The sequence below is a fragment of the Terribacillus sp. AE2B 122 genome, from assembly GCF_902497585.1.
Classification (GTDB): Bacteria; Bacillota; Bacilli; order Bacillales; family Amphibacillaceae; genus Terribacillus; species Terribacillus saccharophilus_A.
On record NZ_LR700943.1, the window covers coordinates 217901 to 236843 of the forward strand.

Below are 18943 nucleotides of genomic sequence, written 5' to 3' on the forward strand. Positions count from 1 at the left end.
AATGGCTGAAACACTTTTGTCCCAGCCTCTTTTTTTATTGTTCTAAAATACCTTGGTGCACGAGTACAGCACGGATAGCATGATAGTCGCACGCTACATCCATTTTTTCTTTGATTTCCCGAAGCTTTGGAAGTTCATCATGCTGCTTCAGTACATCCAGAACGGCTGTCTCCTGCTCTGCTGTGAAAAATTGCTGAAGATCGAGCGGTTCTCCATCAGCATAGGCTTTGAACAGATGATTGCTGACAGTCATCGGAGTCAAGCCCCGCTCTTTCGCTATTTCTTCCATGGAACTGCCTTTCTCAAACGCTTCAAAGCTAATTAGATGACTTGGAGTATCTTGCTTCTCCTCTAGTAATGGCTTTTGATCACGGTTAGGAACCGTTGCTGTCAGTTCATGCTGTTTTAGCACTTCAAGGAACTGCTCTCCATACTGATCCATCCGCCTTTCTCCGATACCTTTAATTCCAAGCATCTCACTTTGACTATGCGGAACGTATCGGCATAGCTCCTTCAGTGTTGCATCCGAAAAGATGACATAAGGAGGAAGCCCTTCTGCCTGAGCAATCTCCTTGCGTAATTCCCGTAATTCTTGGAATAATGCTTCATCATAGTCTGCTTCGGCTGTCTCAGTCGCTTTAGCAATCTGCATCATTACTTTCTTTTCGCCTTTGAGAATTTGGACAGCTTCATCTGTAAGTGTCAGAACAGGATATTTATCATCGGTTGGTGCAAGGATCATTTCGGCTGAAAGATAATGGATGAATTGTGTTATATCTTTTTCTGTTCGGTTTCTCATGATGCCGTACGTGGAAAGATTCTCGAGTCCGAATTGCTTGATTCGTTTGTCCTTGGATCCTTTAAGTACCTTTGCAACCAATACGGCACCGAAGCGCTCATCCATTCGTTTGACACAGGAAAGTACCATTTGCGCTTCTCGCGTCATATCTGTTTTTTCGAATTCATTCAGACAGTTGCTGCATCTGCCGCAATCCTCCGGTATATGAGGATCTTGAAAATAGTGAAGCATATACGTCTGCAAGCAGCTCTGCGTATGGCAGTAATTCATCATTTGCTGCAGCTTCTGATATTCCGCTTGTGTATCGGAAGATGAATTTTCAATTAGGAACTTCAGTAAATGTACGTCCTGTCCTGAGAAGAGCAAAACACAGTCACTCGGTTCTCCGTCACGACCTGCACGTCCCGCTTCCTGATAATAGGCTTCCATATTCATAGGCAAGGCATAGTGCAGTACATAACGCACGTTACTTTTGTCGATTCCCATTCCAAAAGCATTCGTTGCGATCATAACACTGACTTCATCTTGGATGAAGGAAGATTGTGCTGCCTGACGATCTGCCTCGCTCATACCAGCGTGGTATTTGGCTGTTTTGATTCCTTGTCGATCCAGGAACAAGGAAAGCTGATCGACTAGCTTCCGAGTTGGTGCATAGATGATACCAGTATCCTGCTTGCGCTTTTGAATGAAATCCAGGATGTAGCGCTCTTTATCTGCTCCTTTCACTACTTGAAAGCGTAGATTATCACGAGCAAAGCCTGTGCGAGTCGTGAAGTCTTCTTGGATATCCAATAGTCTCTGTATATCGTCTGCTACTTGTGGCGTTGCAGTAGCGGTTAAAGCCATTACAGGAGGTGTCTCTGTCAGTTTATCAAGTATGCTGGTAGCAGATCGATAGCTTGGACGAAAATCATGACCCCATTGGGAAATACAGTGAGCCTCATCAAAAGCTATCAAGCTTATTGAAATACGGCGAACCATTTGCAGAAAACGAGCATTTTCCAGTCGTTCTGGTGCCACGTAAAGGAAGGTGAAGGCACCTTGTGCGGCTTGCTGCATCGTCCATTCCATTTCGGCAGCTTCCAGTGTGCTGTTTATATAAGCAGCAGGTATATCCATCGCCGTCAGCGCATCGACCTGATCCTTCATCAAGGAAATAAGCGGAGAGATGATCAGTGCAGTTCCTTGGCGCATTAATGCTGGCACTTGATAGCAGATTGATTTTCCTCCGCCAGTCGGCATGATGGCTAACGTATTTTCATTTTTCATCACATGCTCAATTACTTCGGCTTGCCCTCTTCGGAAAGTGTCATAGCCGTAATAATCCTTCAATATTTGCTGCGCTGTAGCTTCCACGTTCAAAATCCTTTCTTATTTCTCATTATGTACAGCATAACATGATTAGGTGCTTCATCGCTTTTTAGTCGGAAAAATAAGAAACTGCCTGTATTGGAACAGGCAGTTTCTTATTTTAAACAGTTGCCTCACTATGAGGGCGTTTCAATTCAATTTTGATTTTTTCCAGTCGATTATCCCGTACAGATTCTACAGTGAAGAGCATGTTTTCATATTCCACAACTGTATCGGCATCTTCATCTGGAATCGTTCCAATGCGGCTTAGAATGAAGCCGGCAATCGTATCGAAGTTCGGAACATCGATATCTGTGTCAAAGAAATCATTGAATTCATCGATCTGCAGGGAACCGCTCGCCATATACGTATTGTCATCGATACGGGTAAGTTCTCCTTCTATCTCATCGTATTCATCATCTATATCTCCGACAATTTCCTCAATCATGTCTTCCATTGTTACGATACCAGAGAAGCCGCCATACTCATCGATCAGGATAGCAAGATGATTATGTGTCTGCTGCAATTCTTTTAGAAGATCATCAATGTATTTTGTCTCAGGTACAAAATGTGCTTCGCGTAAAATCGCTTCGAGTCGGACTCCATCGAATCCATACTCCCGTACTGCTTTGAAATAATCCTTCATGTTCAATATACCAACGATTGTATCGCTGTCTGTCTGGTAGACTGGAATTCTGGAGTACTTCTGTTCCAGCAGAATATCTGCGAGCTCTTCTGCCGGGGTATCAATGCTCAGTGTGAATGTATCTGTCCGCGGTGTCATGATTTCGCGCGCTATCTTATCATCAAGGTCAAAAACCCCTTTGATCATGCCGAACTCATCCGCATTCAAGATACCTTCCTGTTGTCCAGTCTGAGCGAGAAGCTTGATCTCCTCCCTGGAGACCTTCTCAGCTTCTGCATCACTTCCTACACGAGTGATTTTTACAAGTACATTCGTGGAGAAGGAAAGGAATTTAACGAATGGCATTGCGATTTTACTGATAAATAGTATCGGTGTGACAGAGAATCTGGCAATCTTCTCCGCGTTTTGAAGGGCAACCCTTTTTGGGAACAATTCACCGAACACAAGTGTTACATAAGACAGCAAGATAGTGATGACCACAACGCTAATTTGCTGTGCGTAAGGGATATCTCCCAATACACCAGCGAATCGATTTGCAAGTCCGGTAGCAGCTGAGGCACTTGAGAAGAATCCTGCCAGCGTAATACCTACTTGGATCGTAGCGATAAACTTACTCGGATCAGCAATAAGCTTTTGCAGCAAGGCTGCTTTCTTATCGCCTTCATCTGCTTGCTGTGAAATGCGGTTCTTATTCAGTGAGACCAATGCAATTTCCGCTGCAGCAAAAAAAGCATTTAGTACTGTTAAAATACCAATCAATACGAGTTGGAGTAAAACTGGACTCCCAGGATCATCCGGACTATTCATGTATAAATTCTCTCCCTTAAAAAAATAAACGCAAAAAATGCGTTTTCATTATATCCATTATACGCTTTTTCTATGTGTAATCCAAATACAGTGCATGTATTGTAGTATATCCGGGAACTTGGGAATTATTCCAGTGTCCGGAGTTGCTGGCGAAGCGATTTTATCTCGATTTCCATCGCCTCAAGCTGTTTTTCCATGTGGGCTGCGCCTGCACCGCTTGATGCCAGTTTATCAGCGTCTGCCTGCACACTTGCATACGTCATTTTCAATTCAGCTAGTTTGGTTTCCAGCTCTTGTTTATTCATATCATCACCTCTACACTTAGAATAGAAAAGAAGAAGTCTAAACGTCAAGCGGGAGGGGAAAGAATGCATTTTATTCTGGAGCAGGATGTGAATAGGTTGCTTGTAAAAGCTGAATCAGTTCTATTGAAGCATGAAGCAGAGAATAACTTACTTTTGGGTTTGCTTGGCAGAATGGCTGGGGGAGATGATATGGGATCGGTTTTTGGTTATGGAGAGGATCATGACAGCATTCGCACAGTCTTCTTGCATACCAAAGGGAATCGAATCATTCTTTCTCATGAAACAGTATGGACTGATGAAGAAGCTGCCGAGCTGGCTCAGCTCGTACAAACATTGACGCCCGATCTTCCAGGTGTCATCGGACCTGTGCAACAGGCCAATCAGTTTGCGCGTGCTTGGCAGAAGCTTTACGGAAAGCAAATTGAGGTCCATATGAATCAGTTCATTTATCAGCTCGATACAGTCAAAGATACAGGTGCTGACAGAGGGGAGATGCGTGCAGCCAATAACGATGATTTTTCGCTGTTGCGTGACTGGCTCGTACGATTCGGAGAAGTTACTGGAGAACATATGACAGAGGATCGAGCGGGCACGGTTATCGGCAGGATGATTGCGCAAGAGCGGATGTATCTTTGGATGGTGGACGGAGATATCGTAAGTATGGCGGGGTGCTCGAGAGAAAGCCGGAATGGTATTGTCATTAACGCAGTTTTTACCCCGGAAGAACAGCAGCGAAAAGGGTATGCTCAAGGATTAGTAGCAGCACTTTCAGAGAAATTTCTTCATGAAGGAAAGTTCTGCTGCCTGTTCACAAACGCGGATAATCCTGGTCCCAACAAGCTATATCAGAAAATCGGCTATCGTCATGTGGCCGAAAGCTGCGCAATCGACTTTCAATAAAAAAGGACCGTCACAAAAAGTGACGGTCCTTTTGGTTTTAGATCTTGGCTTGGAAAGCAGCAAGTTCACTATAGAATTTATCGAATGCCGGAATATCCATTTGCTGACCTGCATCAGACAATGCAACAGCAGGATTCGGATGAACCTCAGCCATTACTCCATCTGCACCGACAGCCAATGCAGCTTTTGCACATGGAAGCATAATATCTTTTCGGCCAGTAGAGTGTGTTACGTCAACCATGACAGGAAGATGCGTTTCCTGTTTCAGAATCGGTACAGCCGAAATATCCAGTGTGTTCCGAGTTGCTGTTTCATATGTGCGGATACCGCGTTCACAAAGTATGATTTGACCATTACCTTCGGAGTGGATATATTCAGCCGCTGCAATGAATTCTGAAATTGTACCAGACAGTGCACGCTTAAGCAGAATAGGTTTGTTTGTGCGTCCTGCTTCTTTTAGTAACTCGAAGTTTTGTGCGTTACGTGCGCCGATTTGGATCACGTCGACAAAATCAAGTGCTTTCTCGATGTCATGCGGAGTTACGATTTCACTGATAACAGCCAAATCATATTCATCCGCTGCACGCTTCAGAATTTCCAAGCCTTCTACACCTAAGCCTTGGAAGTCATATGGTGAAGAACGGGGTTTGAAGGCACCGCCGCGAAGTAATTTAAGTCCTTTGTCTTTTAAGGATTCCGCTACCGCAGCCACTTGGTCATAGCTTTCCACAGAACATGGTCCAAAGACGAAGCTTGCTTTGCCAGTACCGACTTTTTCACCCTTCAAGTCGATAACTGTATCTTCGTTTTTATAAGCACGGGACACAAGCATTGGGCGCTTGCTTGCAGCTTCTTCTTCTTTCGTCTTAGCTTGCATAACAGCCTTGAAGATAGAGTCCATTGTGGATTCTCCAAGCACACCAGCTTCATTCTGTGCTTTCAGTTCTGCCAGAAGAAGTTTTTCAGACTGGCTGCGTTCACTTTCAGGAAGATCCTTCAGCTGCTGCTTAAGGCTTGCCTGTTCGTTCAACAATTTCAACAGCTCGAAATGTGTTTGTTCGTACTGTTTTTTCAGCTCCAAAACATTTGTAGTCTGCATAAGTAGATCCTCCTTTTAAGTATGGAATACCCTAAATCAGTCTTCAATAGCCCATTCAGGCGGAATCAGTTATCTTGCAAGCCTGAATTCCCGGTTCCCGGGGAAATCCCTTGCAAACCGCTGCCGCTCTGAAACAGGTTATGGAAGAGACACAGCATCAACATCGCTATTCGAAATAAATACAATGTTGAAAATATTATCCCTATACTACATGCTTTTATAAATAAATACAAATGAAAGCTCCAAAGTATGCAGAAAAAAGGACGATAGTACCTATTTACCCGCGTTTGCCGATTTATCTCATTTTTGTTGTATTCTTTATAATTTATTTACATTAAGTGCAGGCTGCCGATCTTTTCGGCGCTTGATAACAAAATCGGTCAACGTGAACAAAAATACGAGCAAAAACAAGAAACTCGACATTTGGAACAGGGTAGATGTCGAAACGAATTGATGCAGAAGGCCAAGGATAACAGCACTCAAGCCGATGCCAAAATCGATAGATGAATAGTACATCCCATTGGCTATGCCGCTTCTCTCGACATCTGTCTTAGAAATTGTCCACGCTTGCAAAGCGGGGATCATAGACCCATAACCGAGCCCGAACAAGGCACCGGAGACGATGAAGTACCAATTAGCTGATGCTACACTGAGTATCCACATGGCAAGAAAAGCAATAACGGAACAACCCATGATTAGAATCCATGGACCTTTGGAATCGAACAATCGACCTGTAAATGGTCTGGAAACTGTTGCGCATAAAGCGTTGGCCAAATAGAAGAGGAATGTACCGGTAAGCTGCTGTTCCTGTCCAAAAAGAACAAGATAAGTAACGATGGAACCGTACCCGAATGACGTAAGGAATGTAATGAATACAGGATAGGCGCTTTTCTTTTCGATTAATGACTTGAAAAATGAAAATTTTGGCGGTTGGGCCTGGTTTCGTGCCAATGCTTCAGGTTCAGCATAACGTGTTAGTGCCAGGAATAGAAAAGCAATCATGCCAAGTATGATAGATACAAATATGAGCGTCCGAAAATTATAGGTCTGATAGAGGAAGATGCCGACACTTGGTGCAATGATCATACCGATTGTAATAGAGAGACCGAAATATCCCATGCCTTCTCCGACACGCCTTCTCGGTACAAGATCAACTGCTGCTGTTCCGTTTGTAGTGGTGCTCCATCCCCAAGCAGCCCCATGCAGAAAGCGGAAAATTAATAGAAGCGTAACGATTTGAGTGAAGGGATAAAGAATTGCACAGACGAGCAAAAGGAAAGAACCGATCAGTATCGGCGTTTTCCTTTTCTTCGTCAGCAGGAAATGACCAATGAATGGCCTGATTAAAATAGCGGCAATCGAGAATGCTGTTGTTACCAATCCAACCTGCAAGCTGCTGCCGCCAATGGAGGCGATATACGGCGGCAGATTCGGCAGCAGCATCTGGAAGCTCATAAAAGTGAACAAATTGCCCAGCAATAAGAAAATGAAGGCTTTTGTCCATAAGGGAGGCTGATTGTTTACCATATTGTGACCTCCTATTCTGCCTGAATCCCAGCAGCAGATTTTTTCTTCATCCTATAATCGACCCATTCATGGTAGAAGTGGGAGATGATAGTTTTGCACACCGCATAGAATGGGATGACGAACAGAAGACCGAGGAAACCGGCGATGTTTCCGGCTGCCAATATAAGCGTAATAACCGTCAGTGGATGTATACTCAGTGCTTTTCCCATGACATTTGGAGAAATCAGGTTTCCTTCAATCTGCTGTGCGATAAGCATGACGACTGCAGCTAAGATAGCTAGTTTTGGCTCCTGGAATAAAGCAACCAGAATAGCAGGTACAGCAGCTAGGTATGGTCCGAGAAACGGAATAACGTTAAAGACCAGCCCGATAATTGCGAGAGTAAAGGCATACTTGAGATCGATAATCGCATATCCGATAAATAGCATTGTGCCGACACACATCGCTACGATAAACTGGCCTTGGATGAAGGATGCTAACGTATGGTTCAAATCCTCCATCAGCTTTTTCACACTTTCCCCTTTTCTCTTATCGAAAAATTTTGTTATAAATGGAATCAATTTTTCCCCGTCTTTAAGCATAAAGAATAAGAAAAAGGGTATCAAAACCAATGTGAACAGGAAGTTGACCAGGCTGGAGATGAATCCGATCAGATAACCTGGAATATCCTGCAGGCTGGATTGTAAGTTTGTTGCGAAATTTTGGATGGATTCCTCCACTTGATCTGGCAATGCAGAGTGATTCTCTTCCCAGTAGTCCACAATCGACGTTAGTTGATTCGTGATGCCCGGGATGTTATTTACCAATGCCTGATATTGGTTTTGTACGATTGGTGCAGCGAACTTGTAGACGAGATATACAAGACCAATCAGGAGCAGGAATATCGTTAGGATGGCTACCCATTTTGGGAAGCGGATCTTCTCCAGAAGCCGCACGAGCGGTTTAGTGATGTAGAATAGAAGGCCGGCCGCAATCATCGGGAATGCAATCGCTCCTATGTATGTAGCCAGAGGCTGGAAGATGAAATCGACTTTCGCAATCAACAGTATAAGTGTGAAAGTCAGAACAGCGGCCACAAGGCCTTGGAACCATTTTTTCTGAGTCAACTTAGATCAGTATCCTTTCCAATTATTGATATAGCCTAGCATAGCATAGCCAGGCTATGGCGTAACCCATTCCACAAGTATTTGTTAAATTTCCAGCAGGATGGGATTTCGCGCCATTTCCACTTATAATGTGGTAGGATGTCACTATACTTATTTTTCAGGAGGAAAGCACATGGTATGGCAAGATACATATAAAAAATGGAGTACATTTAAAACACTTGATCCGAAATATAAAGAGGAACTGACGAAGCTAGCTGATGATGAAGCAGCTTTGGAAGATGCTTTCTATAAAGAATTAACATTTGGTACAGGCGGTATGCGCGGTGTGCTTGGTGCGGGTACGAACCGTATGAACATCTATACTGTTCGCAAAGCTGTAGAAGGATTAGCAGTATATATGGAAAATAACATTTCTGATTACAAGGATCGTGGCGTGGCGGTTGCTTATGATTCCCGTTACATGTCTCCAGAGTTCGCGGATGAAACGGCACGTGTTCTTGGAGCACATGGTATTCGTGCGCACGTATTCGAGTCCCTGCGACCGACTCCGTTACTATCATTTGCCGTACGGCATCTGAAAGCTGCTGCTGGTATCATGATCACAGCAAGTCATAACCCACCTGAATACAACGGATTTAAGGTTTATAACGAAGATGGTGGCCAAATTCCTCCTGAACAGGCAGAAGCAATCATTGCTGAAATTGCGAAAGTGGAAAACGAACTGGCTGTAGAAGTTGAAGAACTGGAAACTATTCGTACAAATGGTTTGCTGCATGTTATAGGAGAAGATGTGGACAATGCCTACCTGCAGCAACTGAAAACGATCTCGAATATGTCTGATTCCGCGAAAGAGCAATTGGACAAGCTTCAAATCGTATTCACTCCGCTGCACGGAACATCTCATGATCTTGTTTTGCGCGGCTTGGATCAGCTTGGTTTCCAAAACGTACATGTGGTCAAAGAGCAGGCGCAGCCTGATCCGGAGTTCTCTACAGTTGAATCTCCGAATCCTGAAGAGCATCAAGCCTTTACTCTTGCAATGGAGCAAGGGCAGGAAATTGGAGCGGATGTACTGATTGGAACTGATCCGGATGCAGACCGCCTAGGAGTTGCAGTACAGGACGGAAAAGGTGCATATCAAGTGCTGACAGGGAACCAGCTTGGTACTTTGATGCTGGATTATGTGCTGGCGAATGCTTCAGAAGATGATCTGCGCAACGGAAAACTTGTCAAAACAATCGTAACGACGGAAATGGGCCGTGCAGTAGCAGCTTCATATGGCGTCGATACAATTGATACGCTTACTGGTTTCAAGTATATCGGAGAAAAGATCAAGCAATTCGAAAAAACAGACGAGAAATTTTTGTTTGGCTATGAAGAGAGCTATGGCTATTTGATTGGTGACTTTGTTCGCGATAAAGATGCAGTTCAGGCTGCTATGATTGCTTGCGAAATGGCTGCCCATTGGCGCGCACAAGGCAAGACATTGCTTGAAGCATTGCATGTATTATATGAGAAGCATGGCTTCTTCTTGGAGGATCTTCATTCCATTACGCTAAAAGGTAAGGATGGCGCTGCGAAGATTGCCGCTATGATGGACGCTGTACGTGCAGATACACCACAAGAGCTTGGCGGTCTGAAGGTACTTGCAGTGGAGGATTATTCCACTCAGACACGGCACAATCTTGATTCTGATACAGAAGAGCAGCTGACGCTTCCAAAGGAAAATGTAATCAAGCTCTTCCTCGAGAAGGATAGCTGGGTGTGCTTGCGTCCATCTGGAACTGAACCGAAAATCAAGAGTTATTATGGCGTTAACAGTGCAAGCCGCGAAAGCAGTTTAGAGCTGTTAGAAAAGCTGAAAGCAGATCTTGGTAACTACCTGCAATAATTTGTTGACATTCTTCTGATATTCCAATAGACTGAATGTGTGATAAGCGCAATATGCTTTTAAAGGGGAGTAGCTGTACAGTAAAGTCGTCATTCCGAGAGAAATCTCCGGCTTTATTGGCAACTCAGACGTTGTTAGCGAGACCTTTACCTTCTTGGTAAAGGTCTCGCTTTTTTTAATAAAAAGTGTTACGCCTTTACTAAGCTGGGGTATGATTGCAAAAATAATCGCATACTACACTTAAAGGAGCGTAACTACATGGATGCACAATTACTTTTTGAGTATGGCTGGGTTCTAATCGTCCTTGTCGGGCTGGAAGGTATTCTTGCCGCGGATAACGCACTAGTTCTCGCAATCATGGTAAGGCATTTGCCTGAAGAACAACGTAAAAAAGCACTTTTCTATGGACTGGTCGGAGCATTTGTTCTTCGCTTCGCCTCTCTATTCGTCATTTCCTTCCTTGTTGATGTATGGCAAGTACAGGCTATAGGTGCGGCGTACCTATTGTTTATATCCATAAAAAATCTGTACGACAAATTCAGTGCCAAGAATAATGACGTGGCAAATAAGAAGCCGAAAAAAGAAAGTGGCTTCTGGATGACTGTTTTAAAAGTCGAACTTGCTGACCTTGCTTTTGCTGTCGACTCTATTCTTGCAGCAGTAGCACTAGCTGTCGCACTTCCGCCAACCGGAATAGGTAATGTAGGAAGCTTGGATACTGGACAATTCGCTGTCGTCCTAGCAGGTGGTATGATCGGTATCATCATCATGCGTTTTGCGGCGAATGTATTTGTAGATCTTCTCCATACAAGACCTGCTTTAGAAGTAGCAGCTTTCATTATCGTTGGATGGGTTGGGATTAAGCTTGTCGTTAGTACGCTTTCCCACGATGCACTAGGCGTACTGCCGCATGATTTCGCACACTCTACAGCGTGGAAAATTACATTCTACGGTATATTAGTAGCAATCGCAGTTATCGGCTGGATTGTATCCGGCAAGAACAAAGTGGAGCATAAGAAAGAGGATTCTGCTGAAGGAACTGAATAAAAAGGAAGACCTTCTACTAAATGGTAGAAGGTCTTTTTTTGAACAGACATTTTGTTTTTCTAGCTCATAAGCGTTAAAATAGAAGGTAGTATACAGATAGAAGAAGGGGACGAGTACCATGTCAGAACATCACTTTCATTTAGCAGCAGCCTGGCCGGGAGGCAGAAACAGCTCTGGTTCGATTGAAACAGGAAACCTAAAGACGGAAATCAGCATTCCGCCAGAAATGGGTGGTCCTGGCATTGGTACGAATCCGGATGAGATGCTGCTCGGTGCAGCAGCTACTTGCTACATCATCACGCTAGCGGCAATGATCGAACGCGCGCATTTGCCATTAGCGTCTATGAAATTGGAATCAGAAGGTATCGTCGATGAAACGAATGGAGTTATTACTTACAAGCAAATTATCCATCGGCCGACAGTATACTTGAAAGAAGAAGCGACTGAGAAGCAATTCCAGATGCTGGAGAAGCTAGCCGTAAAAGCGGAAGAAAGCTGTATGATCACAAGAGCAATTAAAGGTAATGTGGAGGTCAGCTTAGAGGCAGACTTGAATATCGAGAAAAACTCTTAATAATCTTGCAAGATAAAGGACGGAAAGTGTATGAATAGTGAACGTGCGATGCATATTCTGAAAGAAAATGGCTTTAAACAGACAAAGCAGCGCGAAAAACTGCTGGATATTTTTCAGAAACGATCCCAGTATTCCGCGGTGACCGATCTTTGGAAAGAATTTCGTGAGGATTTTCCAAGTGCCAGCTATGATACTGTGTATCGTAATCTTTATACAATGGCCGAACTTGGTATCCTGGAGATGACTGCAATTGACGGAGATAAACATTTTCGTTTTCACTGCAATATAGAAGGCCATCATCATCATTTTATCTGCAAACAATGTGGCATTACGAAAGCAATTGATGTCTGTCCGATAGCAGATGTGAAAACGGTGCTACCGGGTGGCTATACAATAGAAAACCATAATTTCGAAGTGTATGGCATTTGCCCTGCCTGTCAATAATTGATAGGCAGTATTTTTTTGTGGTCGAAACGTAATTATTACTGTTTACAAATAGTAATGGTTACGATATAATCTCGATTAGAGCTTATACGATGTAACGGGAGGAAATCATTTTGAAGAAATCATTATTTTTAATCAGCACAGCCTTACTTTTAGTTCTGCTTGCAGCTTGTTCTGATGGCGGCAGTCAGAATAGCAGTGAAGACGGGAAAATGAAGATATATACAACAATTTATCCGATACAGTATTTTGCTGAGCGAATCGGTGGTGACCAAGTAGAAGTGGAGTCTGTGCTGCCGCCAGGAAGTGACGCACATAACTTCGAACCAACGTCGAATCAGATGGTGGATATTGCTAAATCAGATGCATTTCTCTATTCGAGCGATGAGTTAGAAACATATGCCAAAACGATTGCTGATGCGGTAGGAGACGAAGATGTTAAGATTGCGCAATTAGCAGATGGTATCAACTTGCTTCCTTTCGATGAAGAACATGATCATAGTCATGAAGCTACTGAGGAAGAACATGATCATAGCCATGAAGCTACTGAAGAAGAGCATGATCATGAAGAAGAAGAGGCTTCAGAAGAAGAGCACGATCATGGCAGCATCGATCCACATTACTGGCTAGATCCAGAGCGTGCAAAGCAGATGGCAGAGAATATGAAAAATACGCTAGTTGAGCTTGATCCAGATAATAAGTCGACATATGAAGACAACTATACAGTTGTAGCAGAAGAATTAGATGAGCTTGATCAGAAATTCCAGCAGGCTGTAGAAGGTAAGGATAACAAGAAGATCATCGTTTCCCATGCAGCATATGGATACTGGGAGGATCGTTATGGGATCGAACAAATTGCCATAACCGGTCTATCGCCGACAAATGAACCTTCACAGAAAGAACTGGAGGAAATTATCCATACTGCAGAAGATAACAAACTGAACTATGTGTTGTTCGAACAAAATATCTCGCCGAAGGTTGCAACCATTGTTCAAGATGAAATCGGAGCTGACGTACTCAGAATCCATAACCTAGAGACGGTGACCGAGGATGAAATTGATGCAGACGAGGATTACTTCAGCCTGATGAATAAAAATATCGAAACGTTGGAGCAAGCTTTGACAAACGAATAGAGGCTGGGATAAAAATTATTTCAGCTATATCAAAACCCGAACTTTACGTGAATCTTGCGTAAGTTCGGTTTTTTTGATTGGTGCTCAGTAACATTATTGGTTTTTATGCCATAGCATTCAGTTATGTCTCAGCTTCGCTTATGTTTCGTGAATATTCTAATTTTACGTTATAATAGGTGGGTATATTTGTTTTAATGGAGGGGTAATCAAATGAAAAAATTCGAAGAACAGCTGCGCCAATTTGCCAAATTGGCTATCCAGACCGGTGTTAATCTTCAAAAAGGACAAGGATTACTGCTTGTTGCACCGATTGAATCGGTACGTTTCACACGAATGGTAGCGGAAGAGGCGTACAAAGCAGGTGCTAAAGATGTACATACAGAATGGTTAGATGATGAGCTGGTTGTTCAGCGTTATACACATGCTCCAATTGAAGCTTTAGAAAATGTACCTGCTTGGAAATTCCATGCTCGTAACGAAATGGTCAAGGATAATTACGCAGTTCTAAATATCCTTGGAGAGAATCCGGATCTTTTGGAGAAAGTAGATGGATCCAAAGTTGCAGCTTATATGAAAGCTGCTGGAAAAGGATTAACACCATATCGTGATTATATGATGAAAGACAAAATGCAATGGTCGATTGTTGCTTATCCGACTGTAGCATGGTCCAAGAAAGTGTTCCCTGAAAAATCGGTCGAGGAAGCACAGGAAGCAATGATGGAAGAAATCCTGCGCATCAGCCGTGTGACGGGAAATGAGGATCCCAATGCTGCATGGAAGGCGCATAATAAACAGCTGCACCTAGCTGCAGATTATATGAATAAGCAGCAGTTCACAAAATTGATTTATAAAGCGAAGGGCACGGATTTGTCAATCGAGCTTCCGAAAGGGCATATTTGGAGCGGTGGTTCTGGTCCGACAGATGCAGGGGTCGATTTCAACGCCAATATCCCGACTGAAGAGGTATTCACAATGCCGCACAAGAATGGTGTGAATGGTACTGTATCCAGTACATTGCCATACAATTTCAATGGCCAGCTGATTGAGGATTTCCAACTGACTTTCAAGGAAGGTGAAGTGGTAGACTATAAGGCGGAAAAAGGCCAAGAAGCGTTGAAAAACCTTCTGGAAGCTGATGCTGGTGCGAAACGACTTGGCGAGGTAGCACTTGTTCCGCATAAGTCTCCAGTTTCACAATCCGGGTTGATTTTCTATAATACATTGTTTGATGAAAATGCTTCCTGTCACCTTGCATTAGGAAAGGCATATCCTACTTGTATTGCAGGCGGCAATGATATGACAGCTGCAGAACTCGAAGCAGCAGGCGTGAATGATAGTATCATGCATGAAGATTTTATGATTGGATCTGCCGATCTTGATATCGATGGCGTGAAGGAAGACGGCACTACAGTCGCAGTCTTCCGCCAAGGAGCATGGGCGTTCGAATTCAAATGATCATACTAATTGGATAATAGAATCCAGCCTTTGGCTGTTCCTCGCTTCCTCATAGGAAGTGAAGGGGCAGCCTTTTTGGCGTATACGCTCTGGCACAGTGAAAATGGTGAAGTCTTCAAGTGAGAGACCCTGTCTAACTTCCTCCCAAAACAATGGAGTACTGACGGTGCCGCTGCTGCGTTTTCGCGCTGTGTATGGAACTGGCAGTGTTTTTCCCATCCCGAACTGGACGTAATCGATATACAAACGCTCCTGCCGATTTTTTTTCATTCTTTCGATTGTGAATAAATCTGGATGCTGCTGGACGAGCAATCTTGCCAAAGCTTCCGTGAAGGTGCCTGCTTGTTCATAGGTTAGCTGGTTTTCTGGTAACGGGATGTACAGCTGCAAACCTTTGCTGCCGGAAGTCTTGATAAATGCAGAGAGCTGCATTTGATCCAGCCATTCTTTTAGCAAATTAGCAGCCTTGATGGCCAGAGAAAGTGCATTTTCCGTTGGCGGATCAAGATCAATCGCGATTTCCCGCGGGAAATCATTTCCGATATGGTGAAATGGTGCATGAAATTCGATACTCCCATGATTAGCGAACCAAATCAAAGTCTGCAAATCTGGGCACTGCAAGGATTTCGTATCAGGTATAAAATCGGGTGCATAATCCGGTCTGTGCTTCTGATAGAAAAAGTCCGCTTCAATTCCGTCAGGGCAGCGGATAATCGTCATCTCCCGTTTTATCATATGAGGCAGCATGAATGGAGCTACCGTCCGAATATAAAGCAGATAACGCAGCTTATCAATATGTGCTTCTTCCCAATATAGCTTGTCCAGCTTGCTCAGCTCGACTGATTGCGGAAACTGGGCAAGATCTATAGCTGCTTGTTGCTCTGTGCAATCGGCTGTCACTGTGGGGGCTAAACTATGGAATCTAGGCTCACGTAATTCCTCGTCCGCCTGCCCGAGACAATTTATTTTGGCACAAACAGCTGGAGGGAGTAGAAGGAGATTATGTTCTGTTTTTCCATTTTCCTTAAAAAAAGCAGTAAGTGTGCTTCGCTCTGTTTCTTCCAACCCATGCTTACATTTTCCAATCGGCACAAAATGACCTGTTTCATCTGCCAGCTGCGCATGAAAATAATCATTTTCCTTATCATAAGCAGTTAAGACTGCGGTGATTGTACGCCAATTCTTTATCTTATACCAATCATGATGCTGTTTACCGGTCTTATATGTACTGGCTGAGCGTTTGGCTATGATACCCTCACCTTGATGCAAAATGACAGAATCCATCAGTACAGTTGAGTCTAAGGAATAACTCACGTATTGGATAGCTCCTTTTTGATCATCGAATAGATCGATTAGCTCCAGCAATGCTTGTTTCCGGGAGGACAGCCGCCGTCTTCCCTGACTTTTCCCGCCATCAACCAGCAGATCAAAAGCCATCAGCACAGCAGGTCGATTAGAAGCAACCTGCTTGATTCGATCAGCTGATTTTAATCGGCCACGTGTTTGGAGTAAGCCAAAATCTCCGCTTCGTGCATTTTTCGGCACGATTAGTTCACCATCAATCGAGAAAGGAATGTGCTTATCAGCTAACTGCTTCTGCTGCTCAGCATACGTGATGATCTCCGGAAATTGCTCGGATAAGTCGATTCCATTCTTGCTTGTCAGCGTTACATTGTCAGTCGTAACTGTCAAAATGGCTCTAAACCCGTCATATTTCACCTCATATATCCATCCTTCCCCGGAGGGACAGGTATCCCTATAGATCGGTTTCATTACTTGCATCGTATCTCGCTCCTTTTCTTTAGTTTGAGGAAATACACCGGAATTAAACATGGAACAGACGTACAAACTAAGCTAAAAAGGAGTGAACAGTTCATGCATACGATGTGGAAGGGTACAATCAGCTTCGGGCTTGTGAATATTCCCGTAAAGATGCATGCTGCTACAGAGAATAAAGATGTGAAGCTGCGGCAGCTGCATAAAGAGTGCAACACACCGGTCAAGTATGAAAAAGTTTGTCCTCATTGTGAGAAGGAATTACAGACGGAGGATATCGTCAAAGCCTATGAATACACGAAAAATAAATTCGTGGTTCTGGATGAGGATGAGTTACAGGCTTTGCAGAAAGAGCAGGAAGACAAAGCAGTGGAGATCGTCGATTTTGTCAGCTTGGAGGAAATCGATCCTATCTACTTTGAACGCTGTTACTATTTGTCTCCAAATGAAGGCGGAACAAAAGCATACAGTTTATTGCGGAAATCACTTGAGGATACAGGGAAGATTGGCGTTGCCTCTATGGTCATCCGTTCGAAGCAGCAGCTAGCTGTCATCAGGGTGTATAAGAATGTACTAGTTGTAGAGACCATCCATTATCCCGATGAGGTTCGCAACGTCGCTGATGTGCCAAACATCCCTGCTGAAGATGCTATTGTCGATAAAGAGCTCAAGACAGCCAAGCTGCTTATTGAACAGCTGACAGCTACCTTTGATCCGGAGAAATACAATGATGATTATCGCGAAGCCTTGCTCGATTTGATTCAGGCTAAGCGTGATCATGAACAAGTCCATATCCCGACAGCTAAGAAACAGCCGAACAATGTAACGAATTTGATGGACGCATTGCAGGCATCACTCGATAAAGCGAAAAAGGACAAGCCGGCAGCTAAGAAGACAACCAGGAAGAAAACGGCAAGCCGACCTAAAAAGAAACCGGAAGCTGGATAATTCTTCCGGTCATTTTACACATGCATGTCGTTTATGACAGCGCCTTGACAGCTTGCTAACAAGTCAATGAAGAAAGGGCATATGCTATAGCGTTTCTGCTCCATGCTCCTTACTATGGAAGAATACATCCTGAAGAAGGAAGCGATAGTATGGAACGCGATGCGTATTTTGATAATGCAAGATTGCTTATGATTGCCTTTGTCGTATTTGGACATTTAATTCAGCCGTATCAGGACATGTTGTTCCTGCAGATGAGCTATACATGGATATATACCTTTCATATGCCCGTTTTCATCTTTTTAGCTGGTTTCTTTGCCAGGGGAGCTGGGAATAAGGCTGCTGTTGAAAAGCTAGCGAAAAAGCTGCTTTTACCGTTTCTGTTTTTTCAAGTCATCTACACGATTTACTACTTTATGATCGGAAAAGATGGCTGGATGGAATCCATTCTTGTGCCGCAATGGGCACTGTGGTTTTTGCTTAGCTTGTTCTGCTGGCATATACTGCTGATTCTATTTAAAAGAGTACGTCCTAGCCTCGGTATTCTGCTAGCTGTATTCATCGGTTTGTTAGTTGGATACTTTAATGAAATTGGAGGGGCATTAAGTCTTTCCAGGACGTTTGTTTTCTTTCCGTTTTTCTTAATCGGTTATTGGGTGACCAAGGAGCAGCTTGCTGTACTTCGGCAAATGCCGATAAGGATAGGAGGCGGTCTGCTGCTAATTGCAGCAGGTGCTTTATTCTATATTTATCCTGACATCCCGACTGACTGGCTGCTCGGATCGAAATCTTATGCAGTTTTAGGAGCCGGGGAAGCAGGAGGACTGATTCGGTTACTAGTTTATCTGTTCTCAGGAGTTATGATGATTAGTGTACTGGCGCTTATTCCAAATAAAAAGATGCCGTTTACAAAATATGGACAACGGACATTGTATGTCTATCTTCTGCACGGATTTTTCATCCAGTGGATTAGGGTGGATGATTTATTTGAGGTAAGTAATAGCCTGGATGTATTAGGTCTCCTGATTGTCACGTTAAGCATAGTAATGCTGCTTTCCCAGCGCTGGATGCTGCGGATATGGAAACCATTGATCGAGCTTAAAAGCCCATAAAAAATACCGCACAGGTGTGAACCTGTG

At 43.6% G+C, this 18943-nt stretch carries 16 protein-coding genes; 9 read left to right on the forward strand and 7 right to left on the reverse strand.

All coding sequences use genetic code 11. The features are described 5' to 3' along the window. Nucleotides 1–34 precede the first annotated feature (34 nt). The 3 genes from recQ to AE2B122_RS06370 form a co-directional block, all read right to left on the reverse strand. On the reverse strand, nucleotides 35–2155 hold the full coding sequence (gene recQ / locus AE2B122_RS06360; protein WP_175073412.1) for a DNA helicase RecQ: 2121 nt from the start codon (nucleotides 2153–2155) through the stop codon (nucleotides 35–37). Nucleotides 2156–2270: 115 nt separating this feature from the next. Continuing rightward, nucleotides 2271–3602, reverse strand: a complete 1332-nt coding sequence (locus AE2B122_RS06365; RefSeq protein WP_095219277.1) for a hemolysin family protein — start codon at nucleotides 3600–3602, stop codon at nucleotides 2271–2273. Nucleotides 3603–3727: 125 nt separating this feature from the next. After that, entirely contained in the window at nucleotides 3728–3907 is a 180-nt protein-coding gene (locus AE2B122_RS06370) for an SE1832 family protein (RefSeq protein WP_095219278.1), read from the reverse strand. Nucleotides 3908–3970: 63 nt separating this feature from the next. Between AE2B122_RS06370 and AE2B122_RS06375 the strand changes: the two genes are divergently transcribed. Next, nucleotides 3971–4807 (forward strand): GNAT family N-acetyltransferase, encoded by an 837-nt coding sequence (locus tag AE2B122_RS06375; protein WP_175073413.1) that lies wholly within the window; start codon nucleotides 3971–3973, stop codon nucleotides 4805–4807. Nucleotides 4808–4844: 37 nt separating this feature from the next. On the opposite strand, the gene AE2B122_RS06380 is transcribed toward AE2B122_RS06375, so the two are convergent. The 3 genes from AE2B122_RS06380 to AE2B122_RS06390 form a co-directional block, all read right to left on the reverse strand. Then, a complete protein-coding gene (locus tag AE2B122_RS06380) occupies nucleotides 4845–5906 on the reverse strand; it encodes a bifunctional 3-deoxy-7-phosphoheptulonate synthase/chorismate mutase (RefSeq protein WP_175073414.1) in 1062 nt (353 codons plus the stop codon). Nucleotides 5907–6224: 318 nt separating this feature from the next. After that, nucleotides 6225–7433, reverse strand: coding sequence for an MFS transporter (locus AE2B122_RS06385; protein ID WP_175073415.1), 1209 nt, complete (start codon nucleotides 7431–7433; stop codon nucleotides 6225–6227). 11 nt (nucleotides 7434–7444) lie between these two features. Next, nucleotides 7445–8539, reverse strand: a complete 1095-nt coding sequence (locus tag AE2B122_RS06390; RefSeq protein WP_095219282.1) for an AI-2E family transporter — start codon at nucleotides 8537–8539, stop codon at nucleotides 7445–7447. 172 nt (nucleotides 8540–8711) lie between these two features. Between AE2B122_RS06390 and AE2B122_RS06395 the strand changes: the two genes are divergently transcribed. From AE2B122_RS06395 to AE2B122_RS06420, 6 genes are all read left to right on the forward strand, one after another. Beyond that, a complete protein-coding gene (locus AE2B122_RS06395) occupies nucleotides 8712–10430 on the forward strand; it encodes a phospho-sugar mutase (RefSeq protein ID WP_175073416.1) in 1719 nt (572 codons plus the stop codon). A 258-nt stretch (nucleotides 10431–10688) separates the two neighbouring features. Next, the gene (locus AE2B122_RS06400; protein ID WP_095219284.1) at nucleotides 10689–11477 is read left to right on the forward strand and encodes a TerC family protein; all 789 of its coding nucleotides are present in this window, start codon (nucleotides 10689–10691) and stop codon (nucleotides 11475–11477) included. 118 nt (nucleotides 11478–11595) lie between these two features. Continuing rightward, complete coding sequence (locus tag AE2B122_RS06405) at nucleotides 11596–12051, forward strand: OsmC family protein (RefSeq protein WP_095268263.1); 456 nt, start codon at nucleotides 11596–11598, stop codon at nucleotides 12049–12051. Nucleotides 12052–12081: 30 nt separating this feature from the next. Beyond that, entirely contained in the window at nucleotides 12082–12495 is a 414-nt protein-coding gene (locus AE2B122_RS06410; protein WP_038563964.1) for a Fur family transcriptional regulator, read from the forward strand. A 113-nt stretch (nucleotides 12496–12608) separates the two neighbouring features. Next, a complete protein-coding gene (locus AE2B122_RS06415) occupies nucleotides 12609–13628 on the forward strand; it encodes a metal ABC transporter solute-binding protein, Zn/Mn family (RefSeq protein WP_217468071.1) in 1020 nt (339 codons plus the stop codon). A 210-nt stretch (nucleotides 13629–13838) separates the two neighbouring features. Next, nucleotides 13839–15083, forward strand: a complete 1245-nt coding sequence (locus AE2B122_RS06420; protein ID WP_175073417.1) for an aminopeptidase — start codon at nucleotides 13839–13841, stop codon at nucleotides 15081–15083. On the opposite strand, the gene ligD is transcribed toward AE2B122_RS06420, so the two are convergent. Further along, on the reverse strand, nucleotides 15084–16865 hold the full coding sequence (ligD, locus tag AE2B122_RS06425) for a DNA ligase D (protein ID WP_175073418.1): 1782 nt from the start codon (nucleotides 16863–16865) through the stop codon (nucleotides 15084–15086). Between the two features lie 93 nt (nucleotides 16866–16958). Here ligD and AE2B122_RS06430 point away from each other — a divergent pair, with 93 nt between their 5' ends. Next, nucleotides 16959–17807, forward strand: a complete 849-nt coding sequence (locus AE2B122_RS06430) for a Ku protein (RefSeq protein WP_095219289.1) — start codon at nucleotides 16959–16961, stop codon at nucleotides 17805–17807. A gap of 149 nt (nucleotides 17808–17956) precedes the next feature. Continuing rightward, nucleotides 17957–18916, forward strand: coding sequence for an acyltransferase family protein (locus AE2B122_RS06435; protein WP_175073419.1), 960 nt, complete (start codon nucleotides 17957–17959; stop codon nucleotides 18914–18916). The last annotated feature ends 27 nt before the right edge of the window (nucleotides 18917–18943 follow it).